We start from the raw sequence: 24,649 nt of genomic DNA, 5'->3' as shown, positions 1-24,649 counted from the left end.
GGTATGTATTTATGTTCACGACAAATTGATATTAATGCACGTTTTGGGTTACCTAGAATTGCATTCCTAAGTTTCGTAACTACTATTATTACATTTTTAGTTAGTTTCGAAATTATGCATTATTTTACAGATACTAAATTAACTGATCGTTATTTTTTAATATTTTTGATTTTCGTGTTAATTTTATATCCGATTCATAAAGCTATACATTTAATCTTTTTATCGCCCTATTACAAATCATTTAAAAAATATAAACTATTAAGACATAAGCGAATACCATTTTATAATACTTATGTTAATACACCGGTTAATAAATATTATTTTTGTCTAGACTTAATTATGCCATTCATTATAATCACTATAACTTGTGCATATCTTACATCGTTATTCCCACAATTCGGCCATTATCTTATGTTTATATTGGCACTGAATATTGGATACTCAGTGATGGATTTTCTGTATTTAAAAATTATTATTTTTTCAAATGAGGGTTCTTATATTGAAGAACATCAAACTGGTATTAATGTTTTAAATTGGGTAGATTCTCGCCAAACATTAAAAGATAGAATTTAAATTCAATAAAAACGAGCAAACTAAAGATATTATGCCACTTAACCTTAATTAAGTTGTATAATGTCTTTATTTTTATTTGCTAAATTTAGATTATCCCCTAATACTATAGTCCTATATCTTACCTTTCTAATTGGTCATTGCGCTATATTATGTTATATTTACGTTGTTATTATTACAAAAGGAGTTTCCAACTATGAAATCATTTAAAAAGATATTAATTCCTGTTGCTGCTAGTACTGTCTTATTAGGAGCATGCGGTAATCATGCTACAGATTCAAAAGAAAATACACTTATTTCATCTAAAGCTGGTGACGTTAAAGTATCAGATGTTATGAATAAACTAGGAGATGAACAAATCGCTAACAGTTCATTCCAAATTTTACTTAACAAATTATTAGCTGATAAATATAAAGACAAAGTAAACACTCAAGACATTGATAAAGATATTAACAAAGAAGAAAAACAATATGGTGGAAAAGACCAATTTGAGAGCATGCTTAAACAACAAAACATGACGCTAGATGACTATAAAGAGCAGAAAAAATTACAAGCATATCAAAAAGAACTTCTTGCTGATAAAGTAAACTTATCAGATAAAGAAATTAAAGAGGATACTAAAAAAGGTTCTCATATTTTAATTAAAGTTAAAGAGAACAAAGACGATAAACAAGGTTTATCTGATAAAGATGCGAAGAAAAAAGCTGAAGATATTCAAAAGCAAGTTGAAAAAGACCCAGACAAATTTAGCGAAATTGCGAAAAAAGAATCTCAAGACAAGGCATCAGCTAAAAAAGGCGGTAGCTTAGGCTACGTTATCAAAGGTCAAATGGATAGCAAGTTTGAAAAAGCCCTCTTCAAACTTAAAGAAGGTCATGTTTCTAAAATTGTAAAAACTGATTATGGTTACCATATTATTAAAGCAGATAAAGAATCTGACTTTGATAAAGAAAAAGGTAAACTTAAATCTAAATTAATTCAAGAAAAAGTACAAAAAGACCCTAAATTACTAACAGATGCTTATAAATCATTACTTAAAGAATACAAAGTTGACTATAAAGACAGAGATATTAAAAAAGCAATTGAAGGTTCTATTTTAGATCCACAAAAAATTAAACAACAACAGCAGCAACAACAGCAACAACAATCAGCAGGTGGCACTTCAGGTGGTAACGCAACAATGTCTACTGGACAATAATATAATTCATTCAAATAAGGCTACTTACTTTATGCAAAAAGTAAGTAGCCTTTTATTAAAAAAAAGTGGAGCAAATAGCATCATGCTATGCCCCACTTCACTTGATTTTAAATTTAGTCTAACGATGTCGGTTTATAAAATTGACGACCTTCTAAACCAAAAATACGTTCAGTAAACTGACCTTTTTCAGTCTTTTTAAATGCTTTATCAAACATATTCATTTTCGCATCAATATTATCAATGAAAAATAATATTTCCGCTTCTTTTAAATGAGGTAATTTTGGTGAACCGTATTCCATTTTTCCGTGATGCGCCAAAATCATATGTCTTAATAACATCACTTCTTCGCCTTCTATTTTAAGCTCTCTTGCTGCCTCTGCAACTTCTTCGCTAGCAATAGAAATATGACCTAATAAATTTCCTTCTACTGTATAAGTCGTTGCTACAGGGCCACTCAATTCTTTAACTTTACCTAAATCATGCAAAATAATAGAACTATATAATAAACTGCGATTTAGCGTAGGATAAATATCACAAATTGATTTAGCAACTTTTAGCATCGTTAACACGTGATAACTTAAGCCACTGGCAAAATTATGGTGATGTGAACTTGCTGCTGGAAATGTGAAAAATGACTCTTGATATTTACGTATTAAATGTCTTGTAATACGTTGTAAACTCGCATTTTCAATATCTAACATATAATGAGAGATTTCTTCTTGAATTTCGTCCGGTGTTAAAGGCGCCCCATCGACAAAGTCTTGTGTCTTAACATTATCTTCTTCCGTAGCTAATTTAAATTTATTAATTTTCATTTGCTTACGTCCTCGATAGTTAATAACGTCTCCAGTAACATGAACTATTTTTTCTGGTTGTAATAGGTTCATATCTTCTTTACTGACCGTCCATAATTTGGCTTCTATATCACCACTTTTATCTTGCAAATACAATGTCATATAATCTTTACCTTGCGCTGTTACACCTTGTGTTGCTTTGTGAATAAGGAAGAAATGATCGACTGAATCTCCAGGATTTAATTTTTCTACATTACGCATTATTTACCGCCTTCCTCTAATTTATTTAATGTAACGATTTGTTTAGATGGTACGCTTGAATCTTTAACGCAAGTAAAGTATAAAATTTGATAACTTTGCGAAAGTTTACGTAAGTAATCCATCATGCGTTCTTTACGTTTCTTATCAAAGTGCACAAATGCATCATCAATGATAATTGGGAACGGATAATATGGTTTTAATGTCATAATTAAGCTGAATCGTAACGCAATATAAAGTAATTCTCGCGTAGATTGACTAAGTTCAACTGGTAAGTACATTTGACCATTTTGGTGTTTCACCATTAAATCATCATTAGCATATGTGACCTGAACATAACTTCCATTAGTTAATTGATTAAAAATACTTGTTGCTTCATTAATAACTTGTGGCAATCTTTTATCTTTAATTTGTTGAATATGCTCATCCACTAATGTTTGTAAATAACTTAAACTAGCCCAGTCTTTCGCAGCATTATTCAATTTATTTTTTAGAATATGATATCTATGTCTTAAATGAGCTAAAGTGCTATCTGTTTCCATATGTGAAATTTTTGAATTTAGATCACTAACTTCTGATTGCATGTTTAAATACTGATCATTGTAGTCATCAACTTGTTTAGATAGCACTTCGTCTTCGTGTGCTAATTGAGCTGTCGTTTTTTGACTTAATTTTGAATTATCTTCATAACTGTAATTTTGGTTTTCTAGATATTTAGTTAAATCATTAAAACGGTTTAATTGTTGATGATAAATTTTATGATGCTCATGTTGTCTATAATAAGCTTCTTCATCTTCAACATTCACAAACGCAAACAACTCTGTAATAACGTTTTGATTTTCTTCTAAACGATGATTCAATTGTTTAATTTCGTTGGAAATCAAATTAATTTGATCTTTGTTTCTGTTGTATTTTTCAACATTCGTTCTAGCGCTACTCAACCATTGTCTAATGTCATGGAAGAACGATAATGTATTGAACTGTGCTAACTGATTTTTCGTAACTTCTTGCCCATGATTATAAAACGTATCTAATTCTTGCTTTAATTGCTGTTGTTGTTGTTTTAGTTCTTCAACATGGTTATCATACTCTTTTATTTTATTCATTGTATTGATACTATCAATGATTAATTCATCAGAAATTTTATCTGATAAATATAAATTAGCTTTGACATTATCGATATTTTGTTGAGCGTCTTCAAATGATTGTCTAGCTTGGTCAATACTATTTTTTAAATAGTATTCTTTTTTCTCTAGTGCTTCTTTATTTTTCACACCATTATGCCATTGTTCTCTGATTCTAAATTGGTCATCTAAATCAAAATCTAAATCATAGTTATTTTCTAAATGGTTAATTTGGTATTCTAAATCTTCTATTTCTTTCGTGAATGTTTCAGTATGGCCAATCGTTCTTTGTTTAACAAAGAAAATGCCTACGACAAACACAACTGCTAAAATCGCAAATATCACACCAAAAATTACGTTGGCAGATACAAATGAAAAGATAGTTAAACCGACACTGATTAATGCTAAAACAATTAAACTTATTCTTAACATATTTTGCTTTCTTTGATTTTCTTGTTGCTCGACTTCAAAAGCATCTCTCATCTTTTGGAAAAGATTATTTTTTTCTTGTAGCTCAAATACTTGTTGGCTATGTTGTTTTTTCTTTTCAAAAGTTTCGTCAGGCACAATATCTGACTCTAATGCTGTTAATTCAGAATTGTTTGTTTCAGTATCAATTTTATTTTCTTCTAAACTACGTTCTAATTGTTGCAAATAAGCAGATTGTTCTTGTTTTATCTTGATTTGATCATTCACATGGCTTTTCATAGCTTCTGAGCTATCAACATCATGATAAACATCTTGCCAACCTATATTAGATTTCAAGCCAATCTTTTCACGCTCTTTGTCTTGAATCTCTTTTTCTATTGATTTTAATTCCATTTCTTTTTGTTTTATTTCATTCTCTTGTTGATAAAGGCTGTTAATCGCATCAATATCTGATTGTTTAGCTACAGCAATATTTTCATTTTCATGTTCAAGTTGTGATAATTTTTCTTGCCTTAAGCCAATGTCTCTTTTTAAATTTTGAGTTTGAATTTTTGCAGCTTCGTAACGATCAATACCTTGTTCAGGAAACTGAACGGGTTCTATATTTAGTGATGACTCTAAATATTTCCATTCTTGTGTTTGCTCATGCAATGCTACTTCTTTTTGCTTTTGACTATGCAACTTAGATAATTGCGCCAAATTTTGTTTCAAATTGTCTAAGCGACGTGATGCTTTATCTTTATCATCTACATATCTTTTATATTCTGTTAATTTCGATTCTTCATCACGAATTTGTTGTTCTAAGTCATTTAACTGTTCAATTTGTTGATTTATTAAAGGATTACGTCCGTTCTTTTTGTATATTTCATCTTTTTTCTGGTTCAATGATTCTCTCATACTTGTAAATTCAGTTGAACCAAGCGCTCCTGCTTGTAATAAATAATCCTGAAGTTGCGTTTCATTCATATTACGATGAATATCTTGTAAGCCTAAAACATTAAATGAAAAGATGCCTTGATATGTACGTTTTGAAATATAATTTAATTGGTTTTTCAACCATTCTTCATCTCTAATTGCGCCATTTGGCAAGTATACCTTAACATCACCAGTAGCACTGCCTTTAATTCTTTCGACTTCTATTTCTGAACCATCAGATTGAATTAATGTTAATTTCCCGCCATATTGATTACCTAATCTAGGTTCTAAACGTGGTTCGTTTTCTTTTTTAGTTGGAAAACCAAATAAGATTGAATGTATAAATGCTTGGATCGTTGATTTACCCGATTCGTTTTCACCATATATTTCTGTTAACGTATCATTAAAATCAATCTTACTCTCAATAAACTTACCATAGCCATATATTTCTAATGATTTTATTTTCAACTTATTCACCTCTCATATCAGTCTTTAACAGGTTCTCTGCATGTTCCACTAAAGACCTTCTATCGAATTCAGTATAATTATCTAGATATTTTGAAGCTTTAGGGCTTAAATATAAATCTGACATGGCTTTTTCAAATACTGTATTATCGTCAATTAATTCTGTTGAAAATTCATTAACTAACGGATGTTTTTCTTCATAATTGTAATTAACTTTAAAATCTTCAACAAACACAAAATTGTGTTCATTTTTTTCATAATCAGTAATCATTTCTTTAATTTGAACAAGGTCTTGTGTAGGTATAGGCGTATCTGAATTAACATTCAGCGTTAAGCGATAAATAGACTTACCTTGTTTTCTCACTGAATCTTTAAACGTTTGGATCACTTCGTATAAAGCCTGTTTTGAAGTTTTATCAGTATCAATAGTAGCTTCTTCAAATCTAATAAACTGAGTAGGGATAAATTTAGAATCTAATCTAACATTATCTCCTTCTACTAAAAGAAAACCTTTCTCTCCAAGTTCTTTAAAATGTCTCCCTTGGATGTTTCCTGGATATTGAATTTGAGGCATATCACTTAACTCTTGGCGTTCGTGAATATGTCCTAATGCCCAATATTGATACAATTTACTATTTAAATCTTCTAATATAAATTCAGTGTATCGGTCGCTTGTATTAGTCTTACTATAAGTACCGTGTAAGATACCAATGTGAATACCTTTTTGACCTTGGCTAGTAGGATAAGCATCAATTTTATTTTCGTAACTAGCATCATTTTGATAACTAAAACCGTGTAGGAAAATTTCTTCACCATTTTTAGTAATAGTTTGATATGTTTCTACATTTTCCGAAAATACAGAGACATTTCCTGGCCATTCTGTACCAATATTACTAGATAACGGATCGTGATTCCCATGACATATGTAAACAAAAATTTGTTCTTTTTCTAATCTTTCAAATTGTTCTTTTAAAAAAACTTCAGCTCTTAATGTTCTATTTTCGTTATCAAACAAATCTCCGGCAATGATCATAAAATCTACCGCTTCGTTTAAAGCATAGTCGACAATCTTTCTAAAACTTTCATAAGCACTGTTCTGCATATCTTCAAATATTGACTGACTTAAGTAACTTCTTGATTTAAATGGGCTATCTAAATGTAAGTCAGCACAATGAATAAATTTAACCATATATTACAGTTCTCCTTTGTTCAAAGAGTGTATTTAAAGGTAACGTGTCAACAATGATATGTCGTTTAGTTATGCTCATAATTTGTTTTATCACGTACTTTTATCTTTACATTTTATCACATTATTTTCATTTCAGTCGACACACAAAAAGCTACAATACACAAAAGTGCATTGTAGCTTTGAATTAAATATAATTTAACACTTAGTCAGCGTAAATTTCATCTAAAGGTTTAACGATGATTTGGTTAATTTCTTGGAAAATTTGGCTCATGTTTTGTTCTGCAGACATTAATTCAGAAATGTTTGAGTCATTTTCGATTTGTTGAGCTTGTTCTTGTGCTTTTTGTAGCTCTTCTTCACCGATTTCTTCACCTTGCATTTGTTTTTGTTGGAAACTTAGTTGAGTTTCACGGAATTCATCGAATAATTTTTTAGATTCTTCATTTTCTTTAACTTTAGCGTAAGCATTTTGGATTGCTTGGTATTCATCACTTTCTCTTAATGCTTGTTCTAATTGATTTGCATGATCGTATAAATTTACTGCCATTGATCTTCACTCCTTTTATATATATGTGTTTAAACCACATCGTTAATAACAATAACATACTTTATGACGTTATACAAAAATAGCAATCACACCTTGTAATGCGCCTATAATACCACCTAAAATAAAGCCTAATAACATAATTAATTTCAATTCTTTATTGGCTATATCGATGATTAATCTTTCAATATAATCTAAGTCGAACGTATTGATTTGTTGTTCAACCATACCACTTAAATTAATTTTTTGCATGATTGGCGTAATATGACGACAAATATTATCTATAATAACGTTCGTCAATTTAGCTGATACGCTATGTTCTAAATAATTTATGAAGTCAGGCATAAGTTGATGAATTGGTGTATTGACTTGTTTATCAATATTAAGGTAATTCACAATTAGCGTAGACACTGAACTTTGCATACCTTCGAATTTATCGTCATCAAGCACTTCATTTAACTGCTGTTGTTTTAAGTTATCATATTCATTATTTATGATTTTGCTAGCAATTGCTTTCGCTTTCGGATGACCTGTTAATCTAATCAGTTCACTTTGAATACGCTCAGCTATACTTTCTTTAGACATAAACATTTGTAGCATACCTACAATTTTTCCTTTTTCATTAAAGAATGTTTCTAACATTGAAGATATATCTTGACTTCCCTTTTCAGAATTCAAATAAATATATGCACGTTCGAATAATAGTTCATGTAAATGTGCAACTTTGTCATCGAGTAGTTGCTCCACTTCAGTAGGTAATAAATCTACTAATTTTTCATTGTAATTAGATTGATAATATTGATTAAGTTTTGTTGAAATTAAATCCACAGCTTTATCATTAATCAATTGCGTATCTTTAATATCTAATCTTGTCAAAATATCCTGAATCGTTAAATTATCGCTTTTTAATTTATAGATTTGTTCTTTGATTAATGCTTCAATTGCTGTTCTAGATGTAGGTGCATTCAATTTAGCATAAATAACCTCTTCAGTTAACAAGTGCTCTTCTATCACTTGCCCTATTTTAGAAGCTATCTCTTCTCTACGTTTAGGAATTAAACCTGGCGTAAATGGCACTCTTTTTCCAAATATATAATATGTTTTGAACGGGTGAAATAACATTCTTACAGCAATGACGTTCGTGACACCACCGATGAGTGCCCCAATGACCATCATAAATAGAATGATTAATAGTGCATGCATAAGTAATCTCCTTTATATTTTCTTTCATTTTGCAATTAGTCCTAATATTTGTATCATATTTTCAAAGTATTAAAAAACGTTACCACTTCATTTGCAAGTTGTGGTAACGTCATTTTTACTAAATCATATTAAATGTCATTTAGTCATATAAGATAAACTGTGATTAAATTATTTAACATGGGAGTTCGCAATATTGAATAATTCTTCTATCACAATTTTAGTTTTATACGTGCATTAATTCCTCTTTAGAAATTTTTCCAAAATATGTTTCAGCTTCTCTTAATTTAGATGTACCGAATATTGGTTGCGTTTCTTGATTTAATACACGGTAAATGTCACTTACTTTGTTACTTTGTAAAATATAACCATTTCTGCTATCAACAGTATTCCAATAAATATCACTTGTAGTAGAATGATTTGGATATGCACAATGACCTCTAGATATTGTTTGAACCATCTCTAAAGGATCACAACCAAAAGCACTATTTAGTACGTCTGAATCTCTAAATAGCGCACAAATTGATACGCAAGTTGTCCAGTTTGGTAAAACACGTTCTTTTTCAATTTGAACTAATGTCTTTTTTGAAAGTCCGATTGTTTGGGCCATTGTATCTTGAGTATAGCCCGCCTCAATACGTACCATTTTGAATTTTGTTTGAATTAAATCTGTAAAACTCTGTCTATCCATTACTTTAATCTACCTTTCATAAAAGAATAATTTTATCCGGACACAAGAAATTGCAATAATACACGCTTCTTGAAACACAAATTACATCTTAATACATTATGAAACAAAATAAAAGAGAGAAATTTAATTTTCATTATATTTTACTAATGTTTGTGACATATGTGTCGTATAATCAAAATTTTAAGAAATGTGCAATAATTCCAAAATATCTATAGTCCTCTTTATCATTTCAATTTTATAGTATCCATCTCTTTACTTTTTACTCATTTTAACTAAAATAACTATTTCTATATTATAGCGCATTATACGATACTTATCATGCAAAAATTTAAATTCATCTATTTTTCATAACGAAGTGATATAATTTTACAGTTAGTATATTTTTACTTATAATTTTAATTACTTTGTAAATAAGGAGTGAAAGCTTTTGAATAGCAAATATATTTTATTAGCAACATGTAAAGATAAAGTTGGTATCACTTCATTAATAGCAAACTTAATTGCTAAATATGATGCTAATATATTACATCTCGATCATTTTACTGAATATAATAATAATGATGAGAATGATGGGAAATTATATCTAAGATTTGAATTTGATAAAGTACCGGAATTAAAACCAGTATTAGAAGAAGAATTACATAAACACGATATTTCATTCGAATTATTTGATAGTTCAGTGAATACAAGAATTGCCCTGTTTGTATCGAAAGAAGATCATGCTTTTAATGAAGTATTATTAAGAATTGAACGCGGAGAAATCCCAGCCGAAGTTGTTTGCATTGTAAGTAATCATGAAAATAACCGTCGTTTTGCTGAAAATCTTAATATTCCATTTTACTACGTGCCTAATAATGAAGAAAAATCAGTTGTCGAGGATAAAATACTTAAAATAGTGGCCGAACATAATACCGATTTAATTGTATTAGCAAAATATATGCAAATTCTAACAGACAATTTTGTAAGTCACCACAAACATAAAATCATTAACATACACCACTCATTTTTACCTTCATTCATTGGTGCCAATCCATATAAACAAGCTTGGGAACGTGGCGTTAAATTTGTAGGTGCAACGAGTCATTATGTTACTTCTGATTTAGATGAAGGCCCAATTATCGAACAAGACGTTACTAGAGTTAATCACCGTTATAGCGTCCAAGATTTAAGAAAAATTGGTCGTCATGTAGAATCAACTGTATTAGCTCAAGCAGTTGAATACCATGTACTTCATAAAGTCATTGTTACAAATAACAACAAAACAGTTGTATTCTCATAAAACGAGATATGAAAAAGCCTAACAGTAAAAATGTTAGGCTTTTATTTTTCAGTATATTCAATCAACTATGTGCATGTTGAACTTGTGCATTTTCAATTTTTTTATCTTCTGCTTTAGAAATAATTAAGGCACAAGCGGCATCACCAGTAATGTTCACGGAAGTTCTTGTCATATCTAATAATCTATCTATACCAAGTATGATACCAATAGCAGCCGGATTTAAACCAACAGCATTTAAGACCATTGCTAACATGATCAGTCCTACACCTGGCACCCCTGCTGTACCAATCGAAGCAACCACTGCAATAACCACAACCGTAATTAATTGTAGTATTGATAAATGTGCGCCTGAAATTTGTGCAATAAATATTGTAGCAACCCCTTGCATTATTGCCGTGCCGTCCATGTTTATTGTGGCACCTAATGGTTGAACAAAACTAGCTATTTCTGGTCTAACCCCCATTTTCTTAGTACAGTTCATAGAGACAGGCAACGCTGCATTTGAACTCGAAGCACTAAATCCAAGTGTTATAGCAGGTAAAAATCCTTTAAAGAATGCTAACGGACTATGTTTGCCTAAGACTTTTACTGCAGTCCCATAAACAATGAAGAAGTGAATTACTAGTGCGGCTAAGACGAGAACGAAATATAATCCCAACTGTTTAATCGCACCAAATCCAGCACCAGTAAAGGCATGAGCAACTAATCCAAACGTCCCAATTGGTGCAAATAAATTCATAATCATAGTAATAATGTACATGAGTACTTCATTAAATTGTTCAAAGAACCTATGAACGACTTGGGCTTTGGACCCTACCATTATAATACCTACACCGATAAAAATTGCGAAGGTAATGATTTGTAACATATTCCCTTCAGACATAGCTTGTAATGGGTTTTTAGGGAACAAATTAATTAATGTCTGATCAAAAGTTTGTTTAGCTGCAGAATCTTGACCTTCATTTTGCTTATTTAAAGTTTGCTGATACTTTGTTACATCCTTACTATTGAGTAAGTCTGAATGTCCAGCACCCGGTTTAAATATTAAAGCTAATGCAATCCCTATACATATAGCAATAGCAGTTGTTGATAAAAAGAACGCAAGCGTCTTTGCACCTATGCCACCAAGTAACTTTGGGTCTCCTACACCTACAACTCCTAAGACAATAGATACAAATACAACAGGTACAACTAACATAAATATTAGATTTAAGAATATTTGTCCCACTACGTTAAATGCATACTTATCAATACTAGTTACAAAATTAGAATGTGCATAAATATTACATATTGATCCCACGGTAATCCCTAAAACAAGAGCAATAACAATTTTAATACTAAGATTCTTTGTTTTCATTTCCATCCCTCCTTGTTATTACTATTTATTATATAGTAATTTTACATTTTTGGAAGAATAAATATACAAAGAACAAAAAAACCATGCATTAAAATATCAATCCATGGTTACGTTAATTTAAATTAATTTATTTTCCATTGCATAGATCGCAGCTTTAGTTCGGTCAGTAACTTGCAATTTATTAAAGATATGACTGACATGTGTTTTAACAGTTTTTTCTGACACAAATAAGGTTGCTGCTATCTCTTTATTTGTTTTACCTTTAACCATTTCCGTCAACACTTCAATTTCCCTCTTAGATAATTTATTCGTCATATGAGGCTTTTTATTAACACTTTCTATGACGTTTTGAGCTTGAGGATGAATAATTTTTTCTCCATTTAAAACTCTATTAATGGAATCTATAAGTTGCTCAGGCTCAACATCTTTCATTTCGTATCCGTCCGCACCTTTATCGATAGCAGAAATTACATGCTCATCATCAATATAACTTGTTAACACTAATATTTTAATTTGAGGATATGTCGTTTTTAACTTTTCAGTAATTTCAATACCATTCATATTAGGCATAACTAAATCCAACAGTACAATATCAGGTAATTCATTTTCAGCTATGTAATTTAAAAATGATTCACCATCTGAAAATCCTTCGATAACTTCTAAATTTTCTACTGTAGATAGTAAAAATTCTAGTCCTTGCCTAACGATATGATGATCATCTACAAGTATGATTCGCTGCATTTTAATCTTCCTTTCAATCAATCTTAGATTGGAATAGTTAACGCTATTTTTGTGCCGTGCCCATAGCTAGACTGAATATTAATTTTACCGTTTATCATTTTTATTCGTTGTCTCATATTATTCAATCCATGTGACACTTGGTTAGAATTGTGTTGAATATTAAATCCTGTACCATAATCAGCAATTTCAATATTTAAATATTGATCATGTTGATGTAAAGTCAACTCTATTTCATTTGTATTTGCATGCTTTTTCACATTATTAATTGCTTCTTGCAAAATACGGTATACATTTTCCTCGATTAAACTTGGTACATTAATTAAGCCTTCGACTTGGACATTTAAATTTAATTGTAGCATCTCACAATAACTCGTTAATGCATTAACTAAGCCTTGTTCTAATCCTATCGGTTTTAATTGCCAAATTAACGCACGCATTTCATTTACAGCTTGCTGACTCGTTTCTTCAATAGTCTGAAATGCATTTTTTGACATTTCCTCTTTAGACATTGCTTTGGCAGCATGCGCAGTCAGTTTTACTGAAAATAACATTTGATTAACCGAATCATGTAAATCACGCGCTAATCTATTTCGTTCACTTATTCGTGCCGCTTCCTTTTCTTGATCAGTTAGTAAAATACGTTTAATTGCAGAACCTATTTGAAATGCCACAGATTCTAATAACTCTAAATCTTCTTCACTATAACTTGTTGTATAAGGCGTGGCAACATTTAACAGCCCAAACTGCTCTTGTCCTGATCTGAGTGGTACTGTAGCATGATGTGTGATGCCATCTGTTTCTTCGTAATGTTCCTTTGTAGCTAAATTAATACGTGAACAATTAATTATATTAGAAGCCTTCGTTAATTTTTCGTTATTATATGCTTGTACACACCAACATGTACCTTCTTGCATATACTGGCAATTATTTTTAGTCAAAGCGCCTGGAAGATTGGTATCAGAAACAAGTTCGTGATTACCTTCATCATCAATAAAAAATATCCAACCTGTACTAAAATCACTACCATTAATTAAAAATTTAAGTGCGCCTTGCATCATATCATATGTTTCTGTCTCTTCATTTAAAAACTCTGCTATTTCTTTTAGCAATGCTAAACGCGTTGGTTTTTCCATTTTACCGCCCCAGTCTCGAACACTTTTCAATTAATTTATATTATACATTGTTAATTTTGTGATTGAAAATAGTCCGTTAACTTTCTTATATATTTCTTAAAGTTAATTTTTTAAACGATATGAATATGGTATGATAATAAAGAATATTGAGGAGGAAATTATGAAATTTACAATCCCACAAAACTATGATAGCAAAACATTACGAGAGATTTTTCAAGAATTAACGTTACCAAAAAAAGATTTGCATTTATTGAATATGTCGAAGGAAATTTCAATAAACGGTGAAATTAGCAAGTTTACCACTAAGGTATATGCTGGAGATGCGGTCTATATTCCAACACCAGATGAAAAAAGTAATTATCTACCAAGTTATAGATATGCACAAATTTATTATGAAGATGATGATATTGCGGTTATTATGAAACCAAAAGGCGTCAAAACACACCCGAATGACTTGAAAGAAAGCAACACATTAATGAACCATGTCATTTATACTATTGATAGTGATTACGTCGAACCCATACATCGACTTGACCAAGAAACAGTAGGTTTACTGATCGTAGCTAAAAATCCAATAATGAAAAAAATATTAGATAAAATGCTAGAAGAAAATAAAATAGAACGTATATATAAAGCTCATGTTCATAGTTTATTACCTATCAAACCTCAAACTATTGATATGCCAATTGGCAAAGATAAATTCCATCCAAACCGTAGAAGAATTTCTACTACAGGTCAACGAGCGATTACGCATATAATCGATTCAGAAATGATAGAAGAAAATGTGTGTGAATTAGATTTAAAATTAGATACAGGACGTACACATCAAATCCGAGTGCATTTAGCAGAAATTGGACATCCAGTTATAGGCGACCCACTGTATGGAAATTCTACTTTACGTCAATTGAAACTAAACAGTCACCAAATCGAATTTACGCATCCACTTACCCAAGAACATATTTCTGTATCATTAGATGACAAATAATATTTAAAAAAACGTTACCGCATAATCGCGATAACGTTTTTTATTACTTAAATTTATGTTATTTAGGGTCTACCATGTCTTCTGGTTTAATCCACGCTTCAAATTGTTCTTCAGTTACGTGGCCTGATTGAATTGCAGATTCTTTTAATGTTAATCCTTCTTTGTGTGCTTTTTTAGCAATTTGTGCAGCTTTTTCATATCCAATATGTGGATTTAAAGCCGTTACTAACATTAATGATTGATTTAAATAATTATCAATGTTTTCAGAGATAGGTTCGATGCCTATTGCACAATTATCATTAAAGGTTTGCATACCATCTGCTAATAAATAAATAGATTGTAACGTATTATGCATAATCACTGGTTTATAAACATTTAATTCGAAGTTACCTTGTGAACTTGCGATACCTACTGCTGCATCATTTCCCATAACTTGAACGCCAACCATTGTTAACATTTCACATTGCGTTGGATTCACTTTACCAGGCATAATTGATGATCCTGGTTCATTCTCAGGTATAGAGATTTCGGCTAAACCAGCACGTGGTCCAGATGCTAACCATCTAACGTCGTTAGCAATCTTAGTTAAATCAGCTGCCAATGCTTTTAAAGTACCATGTAATTGCACAACTTCATCGTGAGAAGTTAAAGCATGGAATTTATTTTCTGATGACACGAAAGGATATCCAGTATTTTCAGAAATAAATTTCGCTACTTTATCACCAAATTCAGGGTGTGCATTGATTCCTGTACCTACAGCTGTGCCACCGATAGCAAGGTTTAAAATATGGGCTTTAGATTCATGTAATAACGTTTCACATTTATCTAACATATATCTCCAACCACTAATTTCTTGTCCTAGTCTAATTGGTGTCGCATCTTGTAAGTGCGTACGTCCAATTTTAATAATGTCTTGGAATTGTTGTTCTTTATCTTTAAATGTATCTCTTAAAGATTTTAGTGCTGGTTCTAGTTTAGTTTCTATTTCAGTATAAAGCGCAACATGCATTGCTGTAGGGAATGTGTCGTTTGAGCTTTGTGATTTGTTTACATCATCATTAGGATGAATATCTGCTTTTTCGTTTTGTTGTTCTAAGTATTGATTTGCTACATAACTTACGACTTCATTTACGTTCATGTTACTTTGTGTACCACTACCTGTTTGCCAAACAACTAATGGGAAATGCTCGTCTAACTCTTTATTTAAAATGCGATCACAAGCATGCACAATTGCATCTTTTCTAACATCGGATAATTTGCCTAATTCATGGTTAGCTAGTGCTGCACCTCTTTTTAATTGAGCGAAACCATAAACAACTTCGATAGGCATACGTTCTTTGCCGACAGGGAAATTTCTTTTACTACGCTCAGTTTGAGCTCCCCAGTATTTATCGGCTGGTACTTCTATTTCTCCAAATGTATCATGTTCAATTCTTACTGACATAATGTGTCTCTCCCCCTGTGATTATCTTTGTTCAACTTTAGTATATCATTATTTAATTTGCTCGGGCAATCACATAATATAGCGTTTTCATAATAAGAGTCAAATTATTTTATTCTAATAAAAAACTAGAACAAGTTAGTCAAAATATAATCTTGAAAAATTGTTCTAGTTAATTACTTCTATTTAATTGTTCTCAGTTATTGCAGTATTAGCATAGAAATTTTTAGCGGCTTGAATAACACCAATAGCTGTTAGTATTAGTAATATAGCCCCTATTATCATTGTTAAAGGACTAATTGTTATTAATGCACCTAAAATGCCATCTAAGTTACTATAGAAATTATTTAATGGTTTCATCAATAACACAGATATTACGATACAACATATAACACTTATAACCACACCCGTTTGGTTTGATTTAATAAATGTTTTTGGATTTACATTATCTACTAACCCTTTAGATAAATTAATTTGCATTTTTATTACTTTGAATAAAATAGGTAAATAAATCGCTCCAATTGCCATTGGGAAACCTTTGATTGAAATTAAATTAATAACGACAGCCGCGATCATTATGTATTTCCAATTTTTTGCTATCATTCTTATTTTCTCCTTAACCAATATAATGTCTTAATCATAACATATGCATAGCAAAATGATGACTGCTTTTGTTAATAAAAAAACACTATTGATACGTAATCAATAGTGTTAATCGTCTTTAGTCTAGGTCGGAACGCGTTTCTGAATCATGCGTTTTATTAAGTTTATCTTCATCGTTTTCTTCAGAAATTTGTTCCATTTCTTTGCCTAATTCGACTATATCTGAGTAATCATCAACCATTTCATTTTCGATGTTTTCCTCATCTTCATGTCGTTGATGTTTATTTTCATGAGTCATTATAATTCACCTCTCATAACTAACTCATTGCGCTAATTTATGCAAATTTTGCTGTGAAATAATGACGTACGTCTTCAGGTAAACCTTCAGCAGCAGCTTCATCTAAGATAACATTAACCATTCTATGCGCTTTTAAATCAGCTGGTTCATAACTTGTTTTACCGTTTTCTTCATATAGTTTATGCACAGCTTCTTTTTTATCGCTACCCGTAACGACTAAAAATACTTCACGCGCATTTAATAATCCTTGGCGAATACTAACGTCTAAATTACCAGAGCTATCGATTGAACCTACTTGTAAAATTAATTTACCTTTATTCTCTTTAGTTTTGATTTTATCACCTATAAATGACTCTGTATCTTCACTAAATGGAATATTATAAATTTGACCTTCAGGTACGCCTAATGCTTCATAATATGATTTATTTTCATCATAATCTAAAATATTAATTTGGCTGAAATCTACAGCGTGAGTATCAACATTTTTCTTTAATTCATCTAATACAGGCGCGTTATCTTTCGCAAGATGTACCCCAGCAATAGTTGTTGGATTATTATTAAATTGTTTTCTTAAAATATCAGCTACATATTCTGCTACGATATTTTCATTTTCTAAAACTTTAAAGTTCATTGCCATAGTGTTTACACTCCTTGTTATCCATTAAATATAGACATTTACATTGCTATATTACTACCCTAGTTTGTAAGCTAATAAACGCAATGTTTATACCATTATTAATATCATTGTATATTTTATCATTCTAGATAGCTTCATTATACAAGTCTTTATCTTTCATTTCACTATTTTAATTGCATCAATTACGTTAAGTTTGGAAAATCTTGTTGTCTTAAAGCTTCATAAATTAAAATCGATGCAGTATTCGATAGGTTTAACGATCTGATGTTGTCATTCATTGGCATTCTTAAGGCAGTATCTTGATACTTTTCTTTTACCCAATCAGGCAAGCCAGTCGTTTCACGTCCGAAAATAAAATAATGCTCTTCTGCACTATTAGAAAAATCAAAATTGGAATAAGTCTTTTTCCCAAATTTTGTTAATAAGTAATAATGTCCTTCAGTTGATTCAAAAAATGCTTCAATACTTTCATGATAAGTGATGTTTACACTATCCCAATAATCAAGGCCAGCACGTTTTAACATTTTATCATCAGTACTAAAGCCTAAAGGTTTTATTAAGTGTAAATGTGTGTATGTGCCAGCACAAGTTCTAGCAATACTACCTGTATTACCTGGTATTTCAGGTTGAAATAATACGATGTGATTCGTCATAAGGTTAACTCTCCTGTTCTAATCCTTTAATCATTTCTTGTTGTACTTCTTCAATTTCAGAAGTATAATGTTCATTTATAAATTCAGTTGCTTCCTCACCCAATATCTGACCAATCGCCCAATAAGCCGTACCTCTAATCATTGGTCTAGGGTCGTTTAGCGCAACGTCTTTCAAATCAGGTATAGCTGTAGTTTCTTTAAAATGTGCTAAAGCTAAAATTGCATTTCTTTGGATTGGCTTTTTACCTCTCCAAGCTCCTGCTAGATGACCATAAGTATTTTTAAATTCTTTATTACTCATTTTTAGTAATGGTACTAACCTTGGTTTTAGGATTTCAGGTTCTAGCACGATATCGTCATGTTGCGTATTAATCCCTTTATTTTTAGGACAAACTTGTTGACAAGTGTCGCAACCATATAGTCTATTGCCAATTTTATATCGATATTCGTCTTTCATATATCCTTTAGTTTGGGTTAAGAAACTAATACATTTTTGGCTATTTAGCTGTCCGTCGCCTACTAATGCACCTGTGGGACATCTATCCACACAAATAGTACAATCGCCACAACTGTCCATAAGTGGATCATCAGGTTCAAATGGCACGCTAACTAGCATTTCACCTAAATAGGTCCAAGTACCTAAATCAGGATTAATAACAAAACCGTTTCTTCCCGCAAAACCAAGCCCAGCGCGTTCAGCTACGGCACGGTCAGATAACACACCTGTATCAACCATTGATTGTACTTCGATGTCAGGCACTCTTGTTTTTAAATACTCAGCTAATTTATCTAGTCTATTTCTCATTATCGTATGATAATCTTGTCCCCACGAAGCACGCGCAAACATGCCTCTTCTATCACCTTTTACGCTTTTAGGAGCACCTTTTAATTTATTAGGATATCCTACTGCGATAGCTATTATGGATCTAGCTGTAGGCAATGAAAGCTTAGGTTCAGTACGCAAAGAAATATCTGATTCTTCAAATCCAGAAGCATAACCTTTTTCATGATAATCTATAAGTTTTTGTTTCAATTCATCAAATGGATCTGCAGTTGTAAAACCTATACTATCTATACCAATCGAATGTGCGTATGTAATAACATCTTGTTTTAATTGCTTAATATCCATTCACTCACTCCATATAAAAAACATACATATAATAGTGTAACACATCGCAAATATATATAGAATCATTGAATATCATTACAAAAGCATAAAAAAACAAGACAGCAATATCTTATAATTAATATAACAAGATATTACTGCCTTACTTGAACTTGTCTATAATACTCTAGCTAAGAATGACTTAGTTCTTTCATGTGTTCTGTTGTCGAATACTTCAGTTGGTGTACCTGATTCAACAACTACGCCATCTGCCATAAAGACAACTTTGTCACTTACGTCTCTAGCAAATGACATCTCATGTGTAACGACGACCATAGTCATGCCCTCTTTAGCTAAATCCTTCATTACCGCTAAAACATCTCCCACAACTTCTGGGTCTAAAGCTGATGTAGGTTCATCAAATAACAATACTTTGGGATTCATAGCTAAGGCACGCGCAATAGCTACCCTTTGTTTTTGACCACCAGACAATTGAGCAGGATATGCATCGGCCTTATCACCTAATCCTACTTTTTCCAATAGTTTCAAGCCTTCGTTACGTAAATCATTGGCATTACCTTTTTTTAATAATGTTGGTGCTAATAATACATTATCGATAACTTTTTTATGTGGAAAAAGATTAAAGTTTTGGAATACCATACCCATTTGTTGACGCAATTGTTCAAGTTGAGTATTTTTATCCATTAGGTTATTGCCTTCAAAGATTACGTCTCCACTAGTCGGAGTTTCTAATAAATTCATACATCTTAATAAAGTACTTTTACCACTTCCTGAAGGTCCAATAATTGCTACTACTTCACCACGTTCTACTATTAAGTCTATTCCTTTTAACACTTCGTTTTGACCAAAGTTTTTAGTTAAATTTTTAATATCAATCACTGACTTTTAATCTCCCTTCGAAGAAATACATGACACGAGATAACGTGAATGTAAGTACAAAGTATAAAATTGCTGCAACTAATAATGGTGTGAATGGATCAAATGATGCACCTTGAACTACTTGTGCATTAAACATAATTTCACTTACGCCAATAACTGAAATTATGGAAGATTCTTTGATTACCGTTACAAACTCATTACCTAGTGCTGGTAATATATTTTTAATTGCCTGCGGTAAAATGACCGTTTTCATCGTTTGACCATAAGATAATCCTAAACTACGCGCCGCTTCCATTTGACCTTTATCAACAGCGTTAATTCCAGCTCTAATAATTTCTGCTATGTAAGCTGAACAATTAATTACGAGTGCAATCATACCGCAAATCAACGCTGAAATATCAAGACCTAAAACTGCTGTAGATCCAAAATAAACTAAAAATACTTGTACCAGTAATGGTGTTCCTCTTAAAAATTCTATATATGCAGAAGCTAACCATCTTAGTGGTTTAAATTTACTTAATTTAAACAATGCAATAATTGCTCCAAATAAAGCACCCAACACTACGCCAACAATAGATACAAGAATTGTATTTCCTATACCTTTCAAGAAGAAGCTACCATATTTAGTAAAGAAGTTTCCGTCATCTTTTTTCATAGCTTCAGCTGCTTTATCTTTATATTTATCAATCAGATTTTTATCTTTTACTTCTTTAATCGTCGTGTTTAATTGTTTCATTAAGATTGGTGAATGTTTTGGTAGTGCAATAGCAGTTTGTTTTTCACCCTCTTTAAACTTAACTCCATTCGCAAATTTTAAATCCGGATTTTGTTTTAAATATGCTTCAGCAACTGGACCTTCGATAACCATGCCGTCAACTTTACCACTTTTTAATGACATGATGACTTCAGGAACTCTCGTTAAAGATTGTACTTGTGCATTTTTTATTTCTTCATTAGCAATCGTTTCTTGTTGTGTTTGTTTTTGTACACCTATTCTTTTATTGGTAAAGTCATCTAAAGTTTTTAACTTATCTTTATTGGCATTTTTTATAATCATTTTTTGTGTCACTGTCATATATGGATTCGAAAAGTCAACTTCCTTTTCACGTTCAGGAGTCGGGGTCATACCAGATATAATTAAATCAATCTTTCCAGTTTTTATAGCTCCCAATAAACTATCAAATTGCATATTAACAATTTTCAACTTCAAATTATTGTCTTTAGCTATTTTTTTAGCTAATTGAATGTCAATGCCTGCGTATTTCGTCTTGCCATTAACATTATGTTCAAATTCATAGGGTGCATAGTCTGCAGATAAACCTACTCTTAATTCGCCTCTTTTTTTAATTTTTTCCCACTGTTTATCTTCAGCAGCATGTGTTGTTGGCTTAATATAAAGGCTAATTGAACTTAAAATAATAATAGTTGCCAACAAAATTTTCCCAAATACTTTCATAAACCATGACCCCTTTCTCAATTATTTTATTATTATACATAATTACGTAAGTATATGCAATATGATTTGACGTAACTTTTAAAAGAAATCATAATAAATATATAAAAAAACTAGGAAAGTTTATGCCTTGAAGCTATAACCTTCCTAGTTTTAATATTATTGTTCTGGTATTTCAAATTTATATAGTTCATCACTATAACGGTTTATAAATTTTTTGCATAATTCATGTACAAAGAAACCTGCAACAAATGGAATAATAAAGTAACCAAAAACGAGCAGTATAATGTTCGTAGTAGGATCACCAGACATTCTGTTGAAAGCATTGATAGGTCCTACTAGACCTGTATAACCAAACCCAGCTGACATCGGTGTTCCTTGTATATTTATAAAATATGCGACTAATCCACATATAATACCATTAATTGCTAAAGGTACTGCTATAATAAGATTTTTTAAATATACTGGTATCATCATTTTAGCAGCACCAATAATTAATACTAAATTCACACCTGCAGAATTGACTCTTATTGAACCAAATAAAAAAGTTACACAAGACGCAACGATACCCATATTAGCAGCACCACTGCCTAATCCACTTAAACCAATTGCAGTTGCGATAGCTACTAATGAAATTGGCGTCACCATTAATAATGCATATGCCACACATATGAGCACTGACATTAACATTGGGTTGAATTCTGTAAATGAATTAATGATATGTCCTATCCCTTTAGTGACTTTAGACACATATGGTAATGTGTATAAGCCTATAATGCCACTAACTACAGGAATTAATACTGGTAAAATTATCATTTCCAATGAACCTAATTTATTTTGTAAAATTAAAAATAAAAAGCTCGCTATCATAACGACAATAATGATATTGATAATATCGCCAATACCATTTAATGTGACGCCATTTCCTGATAATTTTATCGCGCCACTACCAATCATTGCAGAAACACCAACCATCGTAGCACCAGCGCCACTAAATTTAAATTGATGGGCAGTTAAAACACCAATGATGAATGCCATGAACGATTGTATTACTACGACAATTTCATATGTAGTTTGTAATAAATCATTGCCTTCTTTGAAAAATTTTAATAGTTCACCCAATAAGGCATTTGGAAGTAATGCTATAACAACGCCAGCACCTACTGCATTTAAAATATTCATAAAAAATTGCTGTGGGGCAACTTTTGTTTTACTCATAAGACTATCTCCTCTTTATGTATCTTAAAACTAATAATATTATATAACTTATCAAACTACAATATTGAATTAATAAAGAATTTCAGAATATCGAAAGACAAAAAAGCTCAAAACCATCAAAAGATGTTTTGAGCTTTTATATATTAGAATGATAAGCTTGGTGGTGCTTTTGAGAAGCATTTTGTAATACATAGTAAATAAACAAAACCTACACAAGTCCATATCGAACCTAGTATAAGCGCATGTTTATCTAGACTTACGAATAGACTAATGTCTAAAATAACACCAATGACTGGAACGATTAAGTATGGAATTAATTTTACGCCGCTACGTTGTCGTTGTCTGACAAAATAGTGAATGATAACTGCTAAGTTAACGAACGTAAATGAGATAAATGCCCCAAAGTTAATAAACGAAGTGGATGTACTAATACTCATTAAAATACCAACAAGTCCAACTACACCGATAAACATTAAGTTAAATAATGGTGTTTGGCTTCTTTTACCGACAAAACCGAATATTTTCTTATTTAATACACCATCTCTTCCCATTGCATACAATAACCTCGCACCACTTGTTTGCGCAGATAGACCAGAAGCAAATTGAGCTAGTATTAAGCCGCTTAGGAATAATGCAGATAAGAAATTACCACCGACTATTTTAGCGATTTCAAATGCAGCTGAATCTGTATTTTCAATGGCATCGAAATTAGGTATCGTAATTGACAGTACATAAGCCACTGCTATAAATAAAAATCCACCGATTAATGTTATTAACATTATTGCTTTTGGAATTGTTTTCTCAGGATTTTTTGTTTCTTCTGCTAAAGTCGTTACCGCATCAAAACCTAAGAATGAATAACATGCAATGGACGCCCCGGCTAAAACAGGTGTGATATTACTTTGTGGTAATACGAAGACATTTTTACTAACTAAATGACCTTCACCCATACCATGTAATACACTCCAAACACATAAGATTATAAAAATAACGATTACTAATATTTGAAATACCATGATAAGTAAGTTCATCGTTGTCGTGGTATTTATACCAATAATATTTATTAATGTAGTAACAATGATAAATATGACTATCCAACACCAGTTAGGCACAATTGGAAATGCAGTGCTTAAATACTCAGCACCAATTAACCAAATAACGAGTGGTAAAAATAAATAATCCAGTAAAATGGTCCACCCAATCATAAATCCTAAAGAACGATTCATACTTTTTGAAACAAATGTATATGCCGATCCAGCTGAAGGAAAAGCTTTTGCCATCTGACCATAACTATATGCTGTAAATAACATGGCGATTGTTGCAAATAAGTATGCATATGGTACAAAGCCATTTGTCGTTTCAAATAAAGTCCCGTATGTACCGAATACAATCATAGGCGCCATATACGCTAGACCAAACATAATAACTTGATAGAGTGATAAAGACTGTTGTAATTTACCTTGTTCCAT

Annotated in this window: 23 protein-coding genes; 4 read left to right on the top strand and 19 right to left on the bottom strand. The window is 31.3% G+C overall.

All coding sequences use genetic code 11. The features are described 5' to 3' along the window. Window positions 1-3: 3 nt before the first annotated feature. Both ISP08_RS05130 and prsA read left to right on the top strand, forming a co-directional pair. Window positions 4-573, top strand: coding sequence for a DUF3267 domain-containing protein (locus ISP08_RS05130; RefSeq protein WP_048792925.1), 570 nt, complete (start codon window positions 4-6; stop codon window positions 571-573). A gap of 193 nt (window positions 574-766) precedes the next feature. Beyond that, window positions 767-1,768, top strand: coding sequence for a peptidylprolyl isomerase PrsA (prsA, locus tag ISP08_RS05125; protein ID WP_195717912.1), 1,002 nt, complete (start codon window positions 767-769; stop codon window positions 1,766-1,768). Between the two features lie 113 nt (window positions 1,769-1,881). On the opposite strand, the gene yhaM is transcribed toward prsA, so the two are convergent. The 6 genes from yhaM to xdrA form a co-directional block, all read right to left on the bottom strand. Continuing rightward, on the bottom strand, window positions 1,882-2,823 hold the full coding sequence (gene yhaM / locus ISP08_RS05120) for a 3'-5' exoribonuclease YhaM (protein ID WP_048792923.1): 942 nt from the start codon (window positions 2,821-2,823) through the stop codon (window positions 1,882-1,884). Further along, window positions 2,823-5,756 (bottom strand): ATP-binding protein, encoded by a 2,934-nt coding sequence (locus tag ISP08_RS05115; protein ID WP_195717911.1) that lies wholly within the window; start codon window positions 5,754-5,756, stop codon window positions 2,823-2,825. Before ISP08_RS05115 ends, yhaM begins: the two co-directional genes overlap by 1 nt. A 1-nt stretch (window position 5,757) precedes the next feature. Further along, entirely contained in the window at window positions 5,758-6,942 is a 1,185-nt protein-coding gene (locus ISP08_RS05110) for a metallophosphoesterase family protein (protein ID WP_195717910.1), read from the bottom strand. A gap of 202 nt (window positions 6,943-7,144) precedes the next feature. After that, window positions 7,145-7,489 (bottom strand): YlbF/YmcA family competence regulator, encoded by a 345-nt coding sequence (locus ISP08_RS05105; RefSeq protein WP_048792920.1) that lies wholly within the window; start codon window positions 7,487-7,489, stop codon window positions 7,145-7,147. Between the two features lie 69 nt (window positions 7,490-7,558). Continuing rightward, entirely contained in the window at window positions 7,559-8,689 is a 1,131-nt protein-coding gene (locus ISP08_RS05100; RefSeq protein WP_195717909.1) for a DUF445 domain-containing protein, read from the bottom strand. A gap of 223 nt (window positions 8,690-8,912) precedes the next feature. After that, window positions 8,913-9,377 carry an XRE family transcriptional regulator XdrA gene (xdrA, locus tag ISP08_RS05095; RefSeq protein ID WP_048792918.1) on the bottom strand — a complete coding sequence of 155 codons (465 nt, stop codon included), beginning with the start codon at window positions 9,375-9,377 and terminating at the stop codon, window positions 8,913-8,915. A 427-nt stretch (window positions 9,378-9,804) separates the two neighbouring features. Here xdrA and purU point away from each other — a divergent pair, with 427 nt between their 5' ends. Then, window positions 9,805-10,656 (top strand): formyltetrahydrofolate deformylase, encoded by an 852-nt coding sequence (gene purU, locus ISP08_RS05090; RefSeq protein ID WP_195717908.1) that lies wholly within the window; start codon window positions 9,805-9,807, stop codon window positions 10,654-10,656. A gap of 61 nt (window positions 10,657-10,717) precedes the next feature. On the opposite strand, the gene ISP08_RS05085 is transcribed toward purU, so the two are convergent. From ISP08_RS05085 to ISP08_RS05075, 3 genes are all read right to left on the bottom strand, one after another. After that, window positions 10,718-12,013 carry a dicarboxylate/amino acid:cation symporter gene (locus ISP08_RS05085; RefSeq protein WP_195717907.1) on the bottom strand — a complete coding sequence of 432 codons (1,296 nt, stop codon included), beginning with the start codon at window positions 12,011-12,013 and terminating at the stop codon, window positions 10,718-10,720. 117 nt (window positions 12,014-12,130) lie between these two features. Beyond that, window positions 12,131-12,754, bottom strand: coding sequence for a response regulator (locus ISP08_RS05080; RefSeq protein WP_195717906.1), 624 nt, complete (start codon window positions 12,752-12,754; stop codon window positions 12,131-12,133). Between the two features lie 23 nt (window positions 12,755-12,777). After that, the gene (locus ISP08_RS05075; RefSeq protein WP_195717905.1) at window positions 12,778-13,887 is read right to left on the bottom strand and encodes a GAF domain-containing sensor histidine kinase; all 1,110 of its coding nucleotides are present in this window, start codon (window positions 13,885-13,887) and stop codon (window positions 12,778-12,780) included. A gap of 160 nt (window positions 13,888-14,047) precedes the next feature. Here ISP08_RS05075 and ISP08_RS05070 point away from each other — a divergent pair, with 160 nt between their 5' ends. Then, the gene (locus ISP08_RS05070; RefSeq protein WP_195717904.1) at window positions 14,048-14,872 is read left to right on the top strand and encodes an RluA family pseudouridine synthase; all 825 of its coding nucleotides are present in this window, start codon (window positions 14,048-14,050) and stop codon (window positions 14,870-14,872) included. Window positions 14,873-14,930: 58 nt separating this feature from the next. On the opposite strand, the gene fumC is transcribed toward ISP08_RS05070, so the two are convergent. The 10 genes from fumC to ISP08_RS05020 all read right to left on the bottom strand — a co-directional run bounded on the left by fumC (window position 14,931) and on the right by ISP08_RS05020 (window position 24,649). Beyond that, window positions 14,931-16,316: a class II fumarate hydratase gene (fumC, locus tag ISP08_RS05065; RefSeq protein ID WP_048792913.1), complete on the bottom strand. Its 1,386-nt coding sequence runs from the start codon at window positions 16,314-16,316 to the stop codon at window positions 14,931-14,933. 183 nt (window positions 16,317-16,499) lie between these two features. Further along, window positions 16,500-16,916: a hypothetical protein gene (locus ISP08_RS05060; protein WP_048792912.1), complete on the bottom strand. Its 417-nt coding sequence runs from the start codon at window positions 16,914-16,916 to the stop codon at window positions 16,500-16,502. Window positions 16,917-17,034: 118 nt separating this feature from the next. Next, the gene (locus ISP08_RS05055; RefSeq protein WP_048792911.1) at window positions 17,035-17,214 is read right to left on the bottom strand and encodes an SAS053 family DNA gyrase inhibitor; all 180 of its coding nucleotides are present in this window, start codon (window positions 17,212-17,214) and stop codon (window positions 17,035-17,037) included. Between the two features lie 37 nt (window positions 17,215-17,251). After that, a complete protein-coding gene (locus ISP08_RS05050) occupies window positions 17,252-17,851 on the bottom strand; it encodes a 6-phosphogluconolactonase (protein WP_195717903.1) in 600 nt (199 codons plus the stop codon). A 182-nt stretch (window positions 17,852-18,033) separates the two neighbouring features. Further along, window positions 18,034-18,504, bottom strand: coding sequence for a tRNA (uridine(34)/cytosine(34)/5-carboxymethylaminomethyluridine(34)-2'-O)-methyltransferase TrmL (gene trmL, locus ISP08_RS05045; protein WP_195717902.1), 471 nt, complete (start codon window positions 18,502-18,504; stop codon window positions 18,034-18,036). A 4-nt stretch (window positions 18,505-18,508) separates the two neighbouring features. Next, entirely contained in the window at window positions 18,509-19,633 is a 1,125-nt protein-coding gene (gene queG / locus ISP08_RS05040) for a tRNA epoxyqueuosine(34) reductase QueG (RefSeq protein WP_195717901.1), read from the bottom strand. A 153-nt stretch (window positions 19,634-19,786) separates the two neighbouring features. Then, complete coding sequence (locus ISP08_RS05035) at window positions 19,787-20,509, bottom strand: amino acid ABC transporter ATP-binding protein (RefSeq protein WP_195717900.1); 723 nt, start codon at window positions 20,507-20,509, stop codon at window positions 19,787-19,789. Continuing rightward, window positions 20,502-21,965 carry an ABC transporter substrate-binding protein/permease gene (locus ISP08_RS05030; protein WP_195717899.1) on the bottom strand — a complete coding sequence of 488 codons (1,464 nt, stop codon included), beginning with the start codon at window positions 21,963-21,965 and terminating at the stop codon, window positions 20,502-20,504. Before ISP08_RS05030 ends, ISP08_RS05035 begins: the two co-directional genes overlap by 8 nt. 156 nt (window positions 21,966-22,121) lie before the next feature. Continuing rightward, on the bottom strand, window positions 22,122-23,180 hold the full coding sequence (locus ISP08_RS05025; protein ID WP_195717898.1) for a PTS sugar transporter subunit IIC: 1,059 nt from the start codon (window positions 23,178-23,180) through the stop codon (window positions 22,122-22,124). A gap of 143 nt (window positions 23,181-23,323) precedes the next feature. Continuing rightward, window positions 23,324-24,649, bottom strand: coding sequence for an APC family permease (locus ISP08_RS05020; RefSeq protein ID WP_195717897.1), 1,326 nt, complete (start codon window positions 24,647-24,649; stop codon window positions 23,324-23,326).

Source organism: Staphylococcus lloydii (assembly GCF_015775975.1).
Classification (GTDB): Bacteria; Bacillota; Bacilli; order Staphylococcales; family Staphylococcaceae; genus Staphylococcus; species Staphylococcus lloydii.
The sequence above is the reverse complement of the archived record's forward strand: the minus strand, read 5'-3'. Positions and strand labels throughout refer to the sequence as shown.

Bases quoted from the DNA above. Each gene is read 5' to 3' on its own strand.
- ISP08_RS05130 (WP_048792925.1), top strand. From the start codon at position 4: ATGTATTTATGTTCACGACAAATTGATATTAATGCACGTTTTGGGTTA.
- prsA (WP_195717912.1), top strand. From the start codon at position 767: ATGAAATCATTTAAAAAGATATTAATTCCTGTTGCTGCTAGTACTGTC.
- yhaM (WP_048792923.1), bottom strand. From the start codon at position 2,823: ATGCGTAATGTAGAAAAATTAAATCCTGGAGATTCAGTCGATCATTTC.
- ISP08_RS05110 (WP_195717910.1), bottom strand. From the start codon at position 6,942: ATGGTTAAATTTATTCATTGTGCTGACTTACATTTAGATAGCCCATTT.
- ISP08_RS05105 (WP_048792920.1), bottom strand. From the start codon at position 7,489: ATGGCAGTAAATTTATACGATCATGCAAATCAATTAGAACAAGCATTA.
- ISP08_RS05100 (WP_195717909.1), bottom strand. From the start codon at position 8,689: ATGCATGCACTATTAATCATTCTATTTATGATGGTCATTGGGGCACTC.
- xdrA (WP_048792918.1), bottom strand. From the start codon at position 9,377: ATGGATAGACAGAGTTTTACAGATTTAATTCAAACAAAATTCAAAATG.
- ISP08_RS05085 (WP_195717907.1), bottom strand. From the start codon at position 12,013: ATGAAAACAAAGAATCTTAGTATTAAAATTGTTATTGCTCTTGTTTTA.
- ISP08_RS05080 (WP_195717906.1), bottom strand. From the start codon at position 12,754: ATGCAGCGAATCATACTTGTAGATGATCATCATATCGTTAGGCAAGGA.
- ISP08_RS05075 (WP_195717905.1), bottom strand. From the start codon at position 13,887: ATGGAAAAACCAACGCGTTTAGCATTGCTAAAAGAAATAGCAGAGTTT.
- ISP08_RS05070 (WP_195717904.1), top strand. From the start codon at position 14,048: ATGAAATTTACAATCCCACAAAACTATGATAGCAAAACATTACGAGAG.
- fumC (WP_048792913.1), bottom strand. From the start codon at position 16,316: ATGTCAGTAAGAATTGAACATGATACATTTGGAGAAATAGAAGTACCA.
- ISP08_RS05060 (WP_048792912.1), bottom strand. From the start codon at position 16,916: ATGATAGCAAAAAATTGGAAATACATAATGATCGCGGCTGTCGTTATT.
- ISP08_RS05055 (WP_048792911.1), bottom strand. From the start codon at position 17,214: ATGACTCATGAAAATAAACATCAACGACATGAAGATGAGGAAAACATC.
- ISP08_RS05050 (WP_195717903.1), bottom strand. From the start codon at position 17,851: ATGGCAATGAACTTTAAAGTTTTAGAAAATGAAAATATCGTAGCAGAA.
- trmL (WP_195717902.1), bottom strand. From the start codon at position 18,504: ATGACGAATCACATCGTATTATTTCAACCTGAAATACCAGGTAATACA.
- queG (WP_195717901.1), bottom strand. From the start codon at position 19,633: ATGGATATTAAGCAATTAAAACAAGATGTTATTACATACGCACATTCG.
- ISP08_RS05030 (WP_195717899.1), bottom strand. From the start codon at position 21,965: ATGAAAGTATTTGGGAAAATTTTGTTGGCAACTATTATTATTTTAAGT.
- ISP08_RS05025 (WP_195717898.1), bottom strand. From the start codon at position 23,180: ATGAGTAAAACAAAAGTTGCCCCACAGCAATTTTTTATGAATATTTTA.
- ISP08_RS05020 (WP_195717897.1), bottom strand. From the start codon at position 24,649: ATGGAACAAGGTAAATTACAACAGTCTTTATCACTCTATCAAGTTATT.